The sequence below is a fragment of the Verrucomicrobiota bacterium genome (assembly GCA_016871675.1).
In the GTDB taxonomy this organism is placed as follows: domain Bacteria; phylum Verrucomicrobiota; class Verrucomicrobiia; order Limisphaerales; family VHCN01; genus VHCN01.
Genome location: VHCN01000025.1, coordinates 26,137 through 40,962, shown reverse-complemented (window position 1 = coordinate 40,962; position 14,826 = coordinate 26,137). Strand labels below are relative to the sequence as shown.

The 14,826-nt window shown below is 66.7% G+C and carries 9 protein-coding genes and 1 tRNA gene; 7 read left to right on the top strand and 3 right to left on the bottom strand.

The window, feature by feature from the left end:
* Positions 1 to 321 precede the first annotated feature (321 nt).
* On the bottom strand, positions 322 to 1,113 hold the full coding sequence (locus FJ386_07580) for an LmbE family protein (protein ID MBM3876563.1): 792 nt from the start codon (positions 1,111 to 1,113) through the stop codon (positions 322 to 324).
* Positions 1,114 to 1,479: 366 nt separating this feature from the next.
* On the opposite strand from FJ386_07580, the gene FJ386_07575 reads away from it, so the two are divergent.
* From FJ386_07575 to FJ386_07545, 7 genes are all read left to right on the top strand, one after another.
* Positions 1,480 to 1,560, top strand: a tRNA-Leu gene (locus tag FJ386_07575).
* Between the two features lie 113 nt (positions 1,561 to 1,673).
* On the top strand, positions 1,674 to 4,514 hold the full coding sequence (locus tag FJ386_07570) for a c-type cytochrome (protein ID MBM3876562.1): 2,841 nt from the start codon (positions 1,674 to 1,676) through the stop codon (positions 4,512 to 4,514).
* Positions 4,515 to 4,583: 69 nt separating this feature from the next.
* Complete coding sequence (locus tag FJ386_07565; GenBank protein ID MBM3876561.1) at positions 4,584 to 4,940, top strand: YfhO family protein; 357 nt, start codon at positions 4,584 to 4,586, stop codon at positions 4,938 to 4,940.
* Complete coding sequence (locus FJ386_07560) at positions 4,930 to 7,293, top strand: hypothetical protein (GenBank protein MBM3876560.1); 2,364 nt, start codon at positions 4,930 to 4,932, stop codon at positions 7,291 to 7,293. Before FJ386_07565 ends, FJ386_07560 begins: the two co-directional genes overlap by 11 nt.
* On the top strand, positions 7,283 to 9,550 hold the full coding sequence (locus FJ386_07555; GenBank protein MBM3876559.1) for a YfhO family protein: 2,268 nt from the start codon (positions 7,283 to 7,285) through the stop codon (positions 9,548 to 9,550). Before FJ386_07560 ends, FJ386_07555 begins: the two co-directional genes overlap by 11 nt.
* Complete coding sequence (locus FJ386_07550) at positions 9,499 to 10,599, top strand: type II secretion system protein (GenBank protein MBM3876558.1); 1,101 nt, start codon at positions 9,499 to 9,501, stop codon at positions 10,597 to 10,599. The genes FJ386_07555 and FJ386_07550 overlap by 52 nt, the downstream gene beginning before the upstream one ends.
* Before the next feature lie 79 nt (positions 10,600 to 10,678).
* Positions 10,679 to 11,719 carry a hypothetical protein gene (locus FJ386_07545; GenBank protein ID MBM3876557.1) on the top strand — a complete coding sequence of 347 codons (1,041 nt, stop codon included), beginning with the start codon at positions 10,679 to 10,681 and terminating at the stop codon, positions 11,717 to 11,719.
* A gap of 60 nt (positions 11,720 to 11,779) precedes the next feature.
* On the opposite strand, the gene FJ386_07540 is transcribed toward FJ386_07545, so the two are convergent.
* Both FJ386_07540 and FJ386_07535 read right to left on the bottom strand, forming a co-directional pair.
* Positions 11,780 to 13,645, bottom strand: a complete 1,866-nt coding sequence (locus FJ386_07540) for a DUF4976 domain-containing protein (GenBank protein ID MBM3876556.1) — start codon at positions 13,643 to 13,645, stop codon at positions 11,780 to 11,782.
* Positions 13,646 to 13,664: 19 nt separating this feature from the next.
* Positions 13,665 to 14,801, bottom strand: a complete 1,137-nt coding sequence (locus FJ386_07535) for an aminotransferase class V-fold PLP-dependent enzyme (GenBank protein MBM3876555.1) — start codon at positions 14,799 to 14,801, stop codon at positions 13,665 to 13,667.
* Between the last annotated feature and the right edge of the window lie 25 nt (positions 14,802 to 14,826).

Genomic DNA, 14,826 nt, shown 5'->3' with positions numbered 1-14,826 from the left:
AAGGCGTGACGAAGAAGTTCCCCGCCGACTCTATCATCGTCCCCTCGCTCATCCTCGGCGCAGAAATCTTCTACTTCCACGACGCCTACTACCGCGGGTTGATGGGGAGGACGTTGGTGCTGCACCGGGTGGCGTCGGCAGGGGAAATCGGCGAACTGGCCAAGTAGCCTTTCCAACGGGACAGAGCCTTGTGGAGCGCCACATCAAACCTGCCGTTGCCAATGCCGGTCATGCCGCGCGGCACGGTGGGGAAGGGCAGCACCTTCTGGTGCACATCGCCGATGGCGGAAGTGTAGCCACGGGAATTCTGGGTTGCTTCGGTCAAGCCTCGTGCCTCGCCGTCGCGCGCCGGTTCAGAAGGTAGTTTTTCCCGAGAGCGTCGCGCAGCGGGTCCACGGGCGAGCCGCTGAAACCGAGGTGCAGATGCCGGCGCAGCCCTTCGGCGAGCTTGAATTTCCGCGACATCCGGCCGAGTTCACGCGAGCTGTCCTCCATCGTCTGGAGGTAGGAGTTCATCCCCTGGCTGACGTCGAGCCAGCCTTGCTGCGATTTGTGCGCGGCGAGCGCGGCGAGTTTTGTCGTGTGGACCGGAGTCGTGTTCACAAACGCGTGGGGCACCACGGGCTCGCGCAACCCGTCGCACAACCCGTGCGGCATGAAGTGATAGAGCGTCACGTCGGCGTCGGACGGCGCGCGATGTGGCGTGACCTTGAAATTCGGCATCCCGCGCGAGAACGCGGCGGTGACCGCGAGGCGGCAGGTGTTCATGTGATCCTCCATGTAATCGCGAGGCGAATGCGTAAGCACGACCGACGGCTTCACGGCGCGGAGGACCGATGCAAGCCGGCGCAGCGTGGCAAGGTCGTAAAGAATCTCGAGGTCATCGCACATCGGCGGGTGGAAGTGCGCGCCGAGCAGTCGCGCGGCGGCCTCGCCCTCGGCGAGGCGCACGCGACGCGTCCGGGCGGCGCTCATCGTCGCGCTGCCGCAGTTGCCGGTGGAGAGGTTGAGATAGTGCGTTTCCCACCCGGCCTGCTGGAGCAAGACGAGCGTGCCGGCGACTTGGAACTCGATGTCGTCCGGATGCGCGGCGATGGCGATGGCAGTTGGCATGGCGAACGGCCTCTTCCTACCACGTCGGCGCGGCGTTGCGAAGACCTGTCAGCGTGGCATCTCGTGGTGGGCGCAGCCACCGAGCCGTTGGCCAAGCCGGACGGAATGAGCGGCCAGCCCGAGGGGATGTTCGCCCCCGGAATGAACGTCGTGTTGTTTGCCGTGGTCGGCGCGGGACGGATGAGGATGTCCACTAGCGTGTAGTGTCCCGCGACCCCGAACGTGAGCGGGTCCTTCATGCCTCACGGCTCAGAATCCTCCCCCGACCTTTTCCATGAGGCAACGGGCTTGCGCCCGCCGCGCGCCCGCTGCTAGCGTTCCGAGCCAGCAGCGTCCGGCGGAACACAATGCGGCCCCTCAACTCCAGCGAGCGTGGCGGAATGGCAGACGCGCCAGACTTAGGATCTGGTCCCGCAAGGGTTGGAGGTTCAAGTCCTCTCGCTCGCATCCACGGGCCGCGCCGGCTCCTCTGCGCCCTCGTCTGTTTTGCCGCGGCCTCCTCGGCGGTCGCTGCGCCCCAGTGGATTCGCGCGGCAACGGTTCCAGCGCCCGGCGCCGCGGTGTTCTTTGTCAAGCGCTTCAACCTCGCCGCTGCGCCCGGCGCGGCCGGATTATCCGTGGCTTGCTCCGGAGAAGCCGCCGTGTTCATCAACGGCAAGCCCGCCGCGGTTTCACACGGCTTCCTCCGTGCCTCGACCACAGATGTTTCGTCGCTGCTCCGTCCGGGCGCAAACGCCATCGAGGTCCGCGCCTCCAATCCCACGAACTCGCCCGCGCTTCTTTTCAAGCTCGTGACCGCCGTGAACGCGCACATTCTGTCCGACGGCTCGTGGCTTGCCTCGACGACGGCCGCGACGAACCCCGTCACGGGCGCATTCGTCGCGGTGGACTGGGCGCGTGTGCAAGTGCTCGGCCCCGCCGGCCCGCCGCCGTGGGGCGACCCGTTCGACCCGACGCGCTCGTTCGACGCCTACAACGCGTGGCGCGGCAGCCTCGGCACCAAGCAGGCCACGCCCGTCGCGAACATCACCGCGCCGCCGGGCTTCGCAGTCGAGCTCGTCCGCTCGGCGCAGGAGGACGAGGGCTCGTGGGTCAGCCTCGCGTTCGACCCGCAGGGCCGGCTCACGGTCGCGCGCGAAAAGTCCGGCCTGCTGCGCTTCACGCTCGCGCCGGTCGGCGGCGTCGCGAAGGTCGAGGTCATCAACGAGAACCTCCTCGAATGCCGCGGCCTGCTTTACGCGCACGGCGCGCTCTACGTGAACGCCAACAACTCGAAGGCGCTCTACCGCCTCCGCTCGACGCGCGGCGACGACACGTTCGACGAGGTCAAGCTGCTCAAGTCCACCGGGGGCGGCGTCGGCCACGGGCGCAACGGCCTGGCGCTTGGACCGGACGGCATGATCTACTTCGTCCACGGCAACAACGTGCGGCTGCCCGCGGACCTCGCGCCGACATCGCCTTACAAGAACTTCGCCGAGGACCGGCTGCTGCCGTGCCCGTGGGACAACCGCCTCTTCGACAGCGACGCGAAAGCACCGTGCGGCCACGTGATGCGCACAGACGCCGAAGGCACGCGCTGGGAAATCGTCGCCGGTGGCTTCCGCAATCCCTACGACCTCGCGTTCAACCGTCACGGCGAGATGTTCACGTTCGACGCCGACATGGAATGGGACGTCGGCGCGCCGTGGTATCGGCCCAACCGCGTGCATCACGTCGTCTCCGGCGGCGAATACGGCTGGCGCCGCGGCACGAGCATGTGGCCCACCGACTGGCCGGACGCGCTCGCGCCCGTGGCGGACATCGGCGTGGCATCACCCACCGGCGTGGCGTTCTGCAACTCGGCGAACTTCCCCGCGAAGTATCGCGACGCGCTCTTCATCTGCGACTGGGCTTACGGCCGCATCCTCGCCGTGCATCTGAAGCCGAAAGGCGCGAGCTATTCGGGCGCGACCGAGGCGTTTCTCACCGGCAGGCCGCTGAACGTGACCGACATGGTGTTCGGCCCCGACGGCGCGATGTGGTTCACGACCGGCGGACGCGGGACGCAGGCGGGCTTGTATCGCGTCGCTGGCGTGAAGCCCTCGGAACCGGCCGCGCCGCGCGCTGCGGATTTGAAACTCGAGCGCGAAGCCGCCGAGGCGAGGGAACTCCGTCGCCAACTCGAGGCGCATCACGGGAAGCAATCCGCCGCAGCCGTGGACGTTGCCTGGCCCCAACTGGGAAGCGGTGACCCGTGGATTCGCCACGCGGCGCGAGTCGCCATCGAGCATCAGGACGCCGCAAGCTGGCAGCAGCGCGCATTGAACGAACGCCGCACACCAGCCGCGCTCACGGCGCTCCTCGCGCTTGCCCGCAGCGGCGGCACGAACTCGCAGCCTGCCTTGCTCGATGCGCTTGACCAACTGCCGTGGGCAAAGCTCTCCGACGGCCAGCGGGTTGACCTGTGCCGAACTTATCAGCTCGCGTTCGTCCGCTTGGGCCGGCCCGATGCTGCGACGTGTGCGCGCATGGCGGCGAGATTCGATTCCATCTATCCGACTTCGAGCCCGCGTCTCAACGCCGAGTTGTGCGAGTTGCTGGTCTACCTCGAATCACAAAACGTCGTCCGCAAGACGCTGCCGCTCGTCGCGCGCGCGAAGTCGCAGGAGGAGCAGTTGCAGTTCATGTTCCTGCTCCGCAACGTCGCGCGCGGGTGGACGCTCGACGAGCGCCGCACCTGCTTCAAGTGGTTCGACAAGGCCGCGGGATTCACCGGCGGCCGCACTTTGCCGGCATACATTGCCGACACACGGAAGGACGCGATGGCCACGCTCACCAGTGCCGAGCGCGCCGCGCTCGCCTCGCTGCTCGACCCGCCGCCGCCCAAGCCCGTCGCGGCGCCGCCGCCGAAACCGCGCATATTCGTCAGGCAATGGCAGATGGACGACTTGCTCGCCGATGTCTCCGCGCCGCTCAAGGGCCGATCCATCAAGCTCGGCCGCGAGGCGTTCGCCGCGGCGCAGTGCACCGCGTGCCACCGCTTCGGCGGCGAAGGCGCCGGCCTCGGGCCGGATCTCACCGATGTCGGGCGTCGCTTCGACCGCCGCGCGATGCTCGAATCCATGCTCGATCCTTCGCGCGTGGTGGACGAGAAGCACCGCGGCACGGAATACACGCTGCAGGACGGCTCGACCGTGGCCGGCCAGTTCGTGCGCGAGGAAGCCGGCGTGCTCCACATCCGCACGTCACTCGCGCCCGAGCAGGTCGCGCGCGTGCCGAAGGCCGCCGTCAAATCGAGCCGCGTCTCCGCCGTCTCGCCGATGCCGGGCAATCTCCTCGACACCCTGTCGCGCGACGAAATCCTCGACCTGATCGCGTTTCTCGAAACCGGCGCGGCCCCGCCCCGCGCGGGCGCGCGTTGACGACCTGCCCCGCGGGTCGCCGGACTTTTGCCTTTGGGTGGCTTGCAGTTTTTGGAAAACTCATCGCGCATGACCGCCTCCGTGCCCGCCCGCCCGATCAGCGAGGTGGGCGCGCATTTCACTCCCGGCCGCTTCCTCGCGCTCGTCGCGTTGATCCTGTTCGTGCTCCACCCCGCGCTCGTGGTGCTCGCGCAGACTTGGTATCATCCGTGGCGAGCCTGCGTGAACGACCAGCCCACGACCCTTTGGCGCGCGAACCGCGCGTATCAAGCGCTCGAAGTGCCCGCCGGCTCGAGCCGCGTGCGCGTGGTGTATGAGGACAGGGCATTCCGGCTTGGCGTGCTGCTGTCGATGACCGGGCTGTTGATCTGCGTGGCTGGACTCGCAGTCTCGCGGTTTCGCCGAGGCGCTCCGAATGAGCCGTGATGCAACCATTCCGGCGGGCGCGGGCGGCCGTGTTGCCACACTCGACGCGTGTTTCACGCTGCCGAGGTTCGCGCTGTTTCTGCTCGCGGCGCTGTTCGCCGCATTCCCGACGGTGTGGCTCGGCGCGGAGTCGTTTTTCCGCTCGGACTACGGCGTGCTCGCGTATCCATTTGTGCATTACCATCGCGAGTCCATTTGGTCGGGCGAATTGCCGCTGTGGAACCCGCTGAGCAACTGCGGCGCGCCCTTCCTCGCGCAATGGGGCACGATGGTGCTCTATCCGGGCACGCTGTTCTACGTGCTGCTTCCGCTGCCGTGGTCGCTCGGTGTGTTCTGCCTCCTGCACTTGTGGCTCGGCGGCATCGGCATGTTCAAGCTGGCGGAGCGTTGGACCCATTCGCGCTTCGGCGCGGCTGTCGCGGGAACGGTGTTCGTCTTCAACGGCATCACGCTCGCGTGCCTCATCTGGCCGAACTACACCGTCGCCCTCGGCTGGATGCCGTGGGTTGTGCTGCTTGTCCAGCGCGCGTGGAAGGAAGGCGGCCGCACAGTCGTCCTCGCCGCGCTCGCCGCCTCGATGCAGATGCTTGCGGGCACGCCGGAGATTGTGGTGTTCACGTGGATCGTGCTGGGCGGCCTTCTGTCGGTGGAATCCGTGGAACGAAAGACGGAAGACGGAAGCCGGGTTCCGGTGACGCATTACGGATTGCGATTTGCGCTCATCCTCGCACTCGTCTCGGCCCTTTGTGCCGCGCAACTGCTGCCATTCTTCGACCTGCTCACGCATTCGCAGCGCGACCCGTCGCAGGCCGTCGGCAAGTGGGCGCTGCCCGCGTGGGGCTGGGCGAACCTGCTCGTGCCGATGTTCCGCTGCGCGATGTCGCCGCAGGAGTTCTATTTCATGCAGGGACAGGAGTTCCTCACCTCGTGTTACGCAGGCGCCGCCGCGCTCGCGCTCGCGGCGCTGGCCGTGTGGCGCGTGCGCGACCGCCGCGTGGTGCTGCTCGCCGCGCTTGGCGTGGTCGCCGTGCTCCTGGCGATGGGCAACAACGGGCCGCTCTTCCCGCTCCTGCACAAGGTCATCCCGGTCGTGGGCATCGCGCGCTACCTGGTGAAGTTCCTGATCCTCGTCGCGTTCGTCGTGTCGCTGCTCGCGGCATTCGGCGTGAAGTGGTGCCTGTCCCGTGACGGCGCGAGCGACGCGACGGCATCAGGTCCATGGGCCATGGGCCATCGGCCATCGGCGACTGAATGGCAGCCGCTGCTCGTCCTCGCCACGCTGGTGCCGGCGATCGCGCTGCTCGTGCTGTGGTGGATGCGCGGCCACCCGCTGACCTACGACCGCTTCGACGAAACCGTGGCGAACACGGTTGGTCGGATGCTGTTCTTCGGTTGTTCGCTGGCGATGCTGTTCAACGCCTGCGCCGGACCGCGCCAGCGCACGAGCTTGCTCGCAGGGCTTGCAACACTTGCCTTGATTGCGGCGGACGGATTGACGCATCTGAAGAACCAGAATCCGACGCTCGATGCGAAGCTCTTCGCGCCGAATCTCGGCCGTGAAGCCACAGGCATCGCGCTCAGGCCTGGCGATGGCCGGCTGATGATCTCGCCTGATGCCGAGCGGACGCTGCTCCACATCGGTGCCACGAACTGGGCGCAGGAATTCGCCCTCAAGCGGCGCGCGTTCTGGTCGAACCTCAACGCGCTCGACGGTGTGCCGAAGGTGAACGGCTCCTCCACGCTGCGCATTCGCGAGCAGGACGAGTTGCAAAGCTGGATTTACGCCTCGAATGCAGCGCCAAGCGAAGCGCTGTTGAACTTCCTTGGGGTGGGAAACGTGCTCACAGGGATGACGAATCTTGCCGGGGTGAGTCGGCCATCAAGTCTCCCATTCATCACTGCCGGTCAACGGCCCCTGTTCGGGGAGAAGAGGGAAAGTTCGGCTACATTGCAGTTGCTATTCTCTGGTTTGTTCGACCCACGGGGCCAGGTGCACCTGCCGGCCGAATACCGGTCGAAGGTTGCGGTGACCGGCCCGTCATTGGCGAGCCTTCGCGAGCAGTCTTGGTCGGCAAATCGTGTGGAATGCGAAGTCACGGCGGACGTCCCCGCCCTCGTCGCCATCGCGCAGACGTTTTATCATCCGTGGAAGGCATACGTGGACGACAAGCCCGTGCCGCTGCTGCGCGCGAACCACGCGTTTCAGGCGCTTGAAGTTCCCGCGGGCACGCACCGCGTGCGCCTCGCGTATGAAGACCGGAAGTTCCGCATCGGCTGCCTCATCTCGCTCGCCGCGCTTGCCGTGTGCGGCGTGATGTGGAGGCGGGGGAAGCGATTGACCCATGGCCAATGACGCAATGGACGGTTCCGCCTGGTTTAATCCGCGCCGCTTCGCGCTCCTTCTCGGCGTGCTGTTGTTCGCCACGTTTCCCGGCGTGGTGCTCGGGACGGGCGCGTTTTTCTACCGCGACTACGGGTTCCTCGGCTATCCGTTCGTGTTCTACGCGCGCGAGTGCTTCTGGAATGGCGAGCTGCCACTGTGGAATCCCTACGTGAACTGCGGCGCGCCGTTCCTCGCGCAATGGAACACGCTCGCGCTGTATCCGGGCTCGCTGATCTACCTGCTGCTGCCGCTGCCGTGGGGGCTGGGCGTGTTCTGCCTCGCGCACTGGATGCTCGGCGGCCTTGGCATGCACGCGCTGGCGCATCGCTGGACGGGTTCGTCCTTCGCCGCGGGCGTCGCGGGCGTGGCGTTCGTGTTCGGCGGCACGTCGCTGACAAGCCACATCTATCCGAACTACCTCGTCACGTTCGGCTGGATGCCGTGGGTGGTGCTGCTCGTGCAACGCGCGGGCGCGGAAGGCGGCCGGAACGTCGTCCTTGCCGCGCTCGCCGGCGCGATGCAGATGATGTCGGGCGCGCCGGAACTCATTCTCATGACTTGGGGGCTGTGCGCGGCGCTTGCTGGAACTACGGATGACGGGTCACGGGTCAATAAGCGGCAGGTCGCCGGCCGGTTTCTCGCGACCGTCGCGTTGGTGGCCGGTTTGTGCGCGGTGATCTTGATGCCATTTTTCCAACTGCTGTCCGTCTCACAACGGGCGAGGGGCTTTGGCGGCGGAGAGTTTGGCGCGGGCTTCTGGTCGCTGCCGGCGTGGGGCTGGGCGAACTTCATCGTGCCGCTGTTCCACTGCTTCAAGACGCCGCAGGGCATCTACGTGCAGGCGGGACAATCGTTCCTGCCGAGCTACTACGCGGGGCTGGGCGTGCTCGCACTCGCGGCGCTGGCCGTGTGGCGCATGCGCGACCGGCGCGTGTGGGTGCTCGCGGCGGCGACGGCGCTCGCGGTGCTGATGGCGATGGGGACGAACGGGTTTCTTTATCCGGTAATTGCGATGCTGGCGCCCGTCGAGTTCATGCGCTTCCCGGTGAAGTTCATCTTGCTGACGGCGTTCACGCTGCCGCTGATGGCGGCGTTCGCTTGTGGCGAAGGTCCAGGTTCGAAGTTCAAGGTTCAACGTGCGGGCACTTTCGCAGTGCTTGCGGCTGCGGTGGTCGGAGTCGTGTTGTTGTGGGCGAAGCACTCGGCACTGCCGACGGATGACGTTCAATCGACGGCGGTGAATGCCGTGGTCCGGGTTGTCTTGTTCGCGCTCGTGCTGGCAGTGGCGCGGCTGGTCGCCGGCCAGTCGCGAGAGCCCATGAAGTTGGCGCTCCAGCTTGGCGTGCTCGCTCTGTTCTGGCTCGACCTCGTTACGCACAGCCCGCGACAGAATCCGACCATCCCGGCGGACGTCTTCGGGCCGGGGCTGGCGCAGGCGTATCACAAGCTCGACCCGGCACCCCGCGTGGGCGAGGGGCGCGCGATGCTCTCGCCGCGCGCGGAGCTCGACCTGCACACGCGCATGTTGCCGGACTTTAAGAACGACTTCCTAGCCCAGCGCGTCGCGCTTTGGGGCAACCTGAACCACCTCGACCACCTGCCAAAGGTGAACGGCGCGACCACGCTCGTGTCCCGCGAGTCGGCGGAGGTGAACCGGTTGCTCTACGGCTCGACGAACGAGTTCCCGCGGTTGATGGACTTCCTCGGCGTGTCGCATGTGACGGCGCCGGGCGAAGTGATGAAGTTCGTGCCGCGTGCCAGCCCGCGTCTGTGGGTGAGCATCGGCCAGCGGCCGGTGTTCGCCGATGCCGAGGCCACATCGCGCGCGCTGGGCTCAAAGCAGTTTCAGCCCGACGTTGAAGTTCTGCTCCCGGCGGAAGCCGCCGCCGTCGTGAAGGCGACGGACACTTCGCGTGCCAAGATTCTCGATGCCCGCTTCACGCAGCGGCGCGTGGAAGTAACGGTGGAGACCGCGGGCGCGGCGATGCTCGTCGTCGCGCAAACGTGGTATCCCGGCTGGACCGCCACCGTGGATGGCCAAGCCACGCGCGTGTGGCGGGCGAACCACGCGTTCCAAGCCATCGAGCTGCCCGCGGGGGCAAAGCGCGTGGTGCTGGAGTATCGCGAGCCGCGACTCGCGGCGGGCGCTGCGCTAAGCGGGCTCGCGCTGCTCGTGTGCGCCTGGATTTGGCGCGGCACGAAGCGCGGGTTGCCGCAGGCGGCCTGAGCATTGTGGCAGCTTCGGCACTTGAACTTCACCTGTTTTGGGATTGTATTGGGCGAGCAGCGTCGTTAGCGTCCGCTCCATTCACAGGACCGTGCCGAGCAGTGCTTCGCGCGGGCCGTGGCATGACCCGAACCTTGACCGCCCCGACCATGACTGCCAACCGAACTTCCAGCCGCGCCGACTCGGCGTTCACCCTGATCGAACTGCTCGTCGTCATCGCGATCATCGCGATTCTGGCGGGCATGCTCCTGCCCGCACTCGCGAAGGCGAAGGACAAGGCGAAGCAAGCCACCTGCCTCAACAACGCGAAGCAGTGGGGTCTGGCCATTCAGATCTACTCCGGCGATTACGATGACAAGATTCCGCGGGACGGCATGGGCGAGAACGGGCTCTATCCTGGAAATGTGTTCGCCGGGCCACCGGCCGTGAACACCGGCCGCCCTGATGATCCTGCGGCGTGGTTCAACCTCCTGCCCCGCGCCGGGATGAATGAGCGTCCGCTTTCCAATTATTGGGTTGCGCCAGGTTCCTCCGTCGTCTCCGTCAACAAGGCGAACATGCCGTTTCCAGGCAACACACATCCGAAGGTCTGGCACTGCCCGGGCGCGCGTTTCATCGGGAATGACGATGCATCCATCGCCCTGGGCGGCAGCGGGCTGAATGGTTTCTTCAGTTGGACGTTCAACATCGACCTCAAGGCGATCGGACCATCCGCCTATCCGGTCATGCCGCGTTTGCCGGAAATCATCCATCCAACCAGAACGGTTCTGATGTATGACACGTCATTCAGTCCGAACGAAGAGTCGAACGTGCCCGGCACGCCGAACAACTTCAATTCCGTCAACCCGGCGAATCGCTACCGCAGCTTCGCCAACCGCCACGGAAAGACTGGCGGCAACATCACGTTCGTGGACGGCCATGCCGAACTCTTCAAGAAGTCCGTCATCACCAACGGCGCCACGATGTCCGGAGGGACGGCGGCTTTGGGCGAACCGACCAACGGCGCGCCTGTCATTTGGAATCAGGCTCATCGCAATCGGTTCCCGTAAGCCGCGACCCCATGCGCGGTTTCAGTTCATTGCTCCCGGTGAACACCCGGCCGGGACGGTCCGTCAATCCCGCCGGTTCATGAAACTCACTCCCATTCTCACTCTTGCTGGCGTGGCCGCCTTCGCCCTTGCAACCCTGCCGCTGCGCGCGTGGGACTACGAGGGCCACCGCGCCGTCAACCTTCTCGCGCTCGCCTCGCTGCCCACCAACTTCCCGTCGTTCGTCTTCAAGCCCGAGGCCCGCGAGCGCATCGCGTTCCTTTCCGGCGAGCCCGACCGCTGGCGCAACACGCCCGACCTGCCGCTGCGCCACGTCAACAACCTCGACCACTACTTCGACATGGAGGACCTCGCGTGGCTCGACCTCAAGCCCGCCGACGTGCCGCACTTTCGCTACCTCTTTACCGCGCACGTCTACGCCAAGCGCAAGGCCCACCCGGAGCGCTTCCCCGCGTTCGACGCCGCGCGCAACCAGGACAACACCCGCGAGCTGCCCGGATTTCTCCCGTGGGTGCTCACCGAGAACTATGCGAAGCTCAAGTCCGCCTTCTCCTACCTCAAGACCTATGAAGCCAACGGCGGCGCGGCAGAAGAAATCGCGAACGCGCAGCAGAACATCATCGCCCTCATGGGCACGATGGGGCACTTCGCGGGCGATGCCTCGCAGCCGCTCCACACCACGCGCAACTACAACGGCTGGACCTCGGCGAATCCGAAGGGCTACACCACGCGCACCTCGTTCCACGCGTGGATTGACGGCGGCTATCTCGGCAAGGTCGGCATCGACCAGGCCATGCTCAACGCCGAGATGCGCCCGGCGCGTCGCGTGTGGCTCGACCCCGGCGCGAAGAAGCGCGAGAACGTCTTTCCCGAGGCGATGAAGTTCGTCGAGGACCAGTTCAAGCTCGTCGAGCCGCTCTACCAGATGGAGAAGGACGGCAAGCTCTCCGGTGACGGCGAATTGGGGCTGCAGGGCAAGCCCTTCCTTCACAAACAGCTCGCCGCGGGCGCGCAACTGCTCGGCGACCTCTGGTTCACGGCGTGGCAGGAAGCGCCGGAAGACACCTTTCTGAAGTCCTACCTCGCGCGACGGCAGATACGGGCGGAGAAGGGGAAGTGACGCGGCGACGCGGCGACGCGGCGACGCGGACGCTGTCTCCCCGTGTCCCGGCGTCTCCCGTCACTTCGCGGGCTTGAGCGTGACCTGCCGCAAATCCATCACCGCCACGCCGGGCTTGGTCTGCGGCTTGACGGCGAGTTCGTAGCGGCCGGGCACCGTGATCTCCACGGTGCCGAGCTTGTAGGGCTGGAAGTTCTGGAAGTGCCCCGTGTCCACCACCGTGTGCTTGAGCTTTTGGTTCGCGACGAGGAAGTCCACCTCCGCGCCGCCGCTTCCTTTGCCGCAGCCTTGCAGGATTTCCACCTCGAACCGCCCGGCTTTCACGATTTGGAAGTCCCAGCTCGCCCAGTCTTCCTTCTTGGTCCAGAAGCCGAGCGTGATTTTGTTCGTCTGCGGCTCGTAGCGCAGCGTTGCGCCGTGGACGGTGGCGTCGCGCGAGTGAAGCAGCACCGTGCCGTCCGCATCCTGCCGCACGAGCGTGGCTTCCTTCTTTGGGGCGGACTCGGCCGCGGCGGAGAAGTTCGGGTTGGGGAGCATCATCTGGGCTTTCACGGCGACGCGCCAGTCGTCGAGCTTGCGGCCGAGCTGCGCGGCCTTCGCGGGTTCCTTGGTGGCGAGGTTGGTTTGCTCGGAGAGGTCGTCTTTCAAGTTGTAGAGTTCCCAGCGGCCCTCTTCATAGAATTCGATGAGCTTGTAATCGCCCTCGCGCACCACGCCGCCGGGTCTGCCGCCCTGGTTCGCGTAGTGCGGATAGTGCCAGAAGAGCGGGCGCGGCTTGAGTTCGCCGCCTTTCAGCACGGGGACGAGTGATGTGCCGTCCACCGGACGCGACGCGTCGGCCTTGCCGCCCGCGAGTTCGAGCAAGGTTGGGAAGTAATCAATGCTGCTCACGGGCGTGGCGTTCACGGCGCCGGGCTTCACCACGCCGGGCCAGCGGACGATGAGGGGCACGCGGATGCCGCCTTCGTAGAGGTAGCCCTTGCCCTCGCGCAGTGGGGCGTTTGAGGTGCTCGGCGTGTTCGGCCCTTCCTTCACCGCGAGCCCGCCGTTGTCCGCGGTGAAGAAGATCACCGTGCGGTCGGCGAGCTTGAGGTCGTCGAGTTTCTTGAGGATGCGGCCGACGCTGTCGTCCATGCTCTCGATCATCGCGGCGTAGATGGCGTTGGTGTGCGTGGAGCCCACGGGCGGCGTGCGCGCGGCGTGCTTCGCAACGAGCGCCTCCTTCGCGCGCAGCGGGATGTGCACCGTGAAGTGCGGCAGGTAGAGGAAGAACGGCCGGTTGGTGTTCGCGGTGATGAACTTCTCCGCCTCGGCCGTGAGGCGGTCGGTGAGATACTCGCCCTCGGGCGCGGTGCCGAGGCCGGGCATCTGGCCGGTGTTGTTCCGAAACGGCGCGAAGTAGCTCATCGGCGTGCCGGTGTGGTCGCCCGCGATGTTCACGTCGAAGCCGTGCGCCCGCGGCGAAAAGCCCGCGCCGCCGAGATGCCACTTGCCGATGCTCGCGCTTGTGTAGCCGGGCGGCTTGAGGGCATAGGCGAGGCTCGTCTCGCTGAGGGGCAACTGCTGCTTGATGACGGGGCGCAGCAACTTCTGCGTCGGGCGGTCGGAGCGGCCGGGCAGCCAGTCGGTGATCTGCAGGCGCGCGGGATACTTGCCGGTCATGATCGCCGCGCGCGTCGGCGAGCACACCGGGCACGCGGAATACGCGTCGGTGAAACGCATGCCCTCGGCCGCGAGCCGGTCGAGGTTCGGCGTCTGATAAAACTTGCTGCCGTAGCAGCCGAGGTCCGTCCACCCGAAGTCGTCGATGAGGATGAAGATGAAGTTGAGCGGCGGCGCGGGCGCGGCATTGAGGGACGGCGTGAAGGCGGGCGCGAGGAGGAGGAAGAGCGCGGCGAGTCGGCGGCTCACGGGATGGGAATTCATGTCGGGGCGGGTTGCGGGTTCAGGGCGACTTGTCCAATTCGCGCGCGAGGACGTCGAGGCAGCGCCGCACGTCCCCGTGGGTGTTGTAGCCGTGCAGCGCGATGCGCATGCGGCCGGCCTGGTGCATCACGTGGATGTCCGCGGCCTCGAGGGCCTTGTGCATTTCGGCCGTATGCGGGTGGCGGAAGGCGACGATGCCGGACGACGCGGCCGGGTTGTGCGGCGCCATCGGCTTGAGGCGGAGCTCGCGCAGGCCGTTGTGCATGTGCTGCACGAGCGGGTCGGCGTGATGCGCCACGTTGACGACGCCGATCGAATCGAGGTAGTGGAGCGAGGCATTCAGCGCGTAAACGGCCGGGAAGGACGGCATCCCGACCATGAAGCTCGCCGCGCCGGGCTTGGGCACCGCGCGCTCGAAGCGGTCCGTGTCGAACGCGTTCGCGAGGTGATACCAGCCGCCTGCGCGCGTGGTGAGCCGGCCCGCGCGGTCCTGCGGCACGCCGATGATGCAGCCGCCGTGGATGCCGAGCGTCCACTTGTAGCTGCTCGCGATGGCGATGTCCGCGCCGGGACAATCGAGCACGATGCGCCCGAGCGCCTGGGTGAGATCGACGGAGAGCACGGCGTTCGGCGCGAGGCTGCGCACGGCCCCGTGGAAGGGCTCCCACTCAAGCCGGAAGCCGTTGTAGAAACTCACGAGCGACACCTGCACCAGCCGCGTTCGCTCGTTGAGCAGCGACACGAGGTCGTCCGCGAGCAGGGCGCCCTCGCGCGACCGCCACAGGCGGGTCTTGCATCCGCTCGACGACGCGAGCCACGGTGTCGCGCCCGACGGGAAGTCGAGGTCGCTCACCACCACTTCGTCGCCGGACTTCAAGTCGAGCGCGGTGGCGAGGAGATTGTAGGCCTCGGAGGAGGAGGAGCAGAAGCCGACTTCGCCGGGGCTCAGGCCGAGGAATTTCCCGGCGACGTGCCGCGCCGATTCGAGCGTGGCGTAGTGCGCCTCGCGGCCGCGCATGCCGAGCGACTTGTCAGCCCAGTAGGTTTCGAGCGCCTCGCGCACGCACACCGGCGGGATGCACTCCGCCGCGGTGTTGAGGTAGGCCATGCCACCGAGGGACGGGAAATCACGCCGCCGGCTTTCTGCGGTGAACATGCGGCGCAGATTGCGCGAAGGTCCG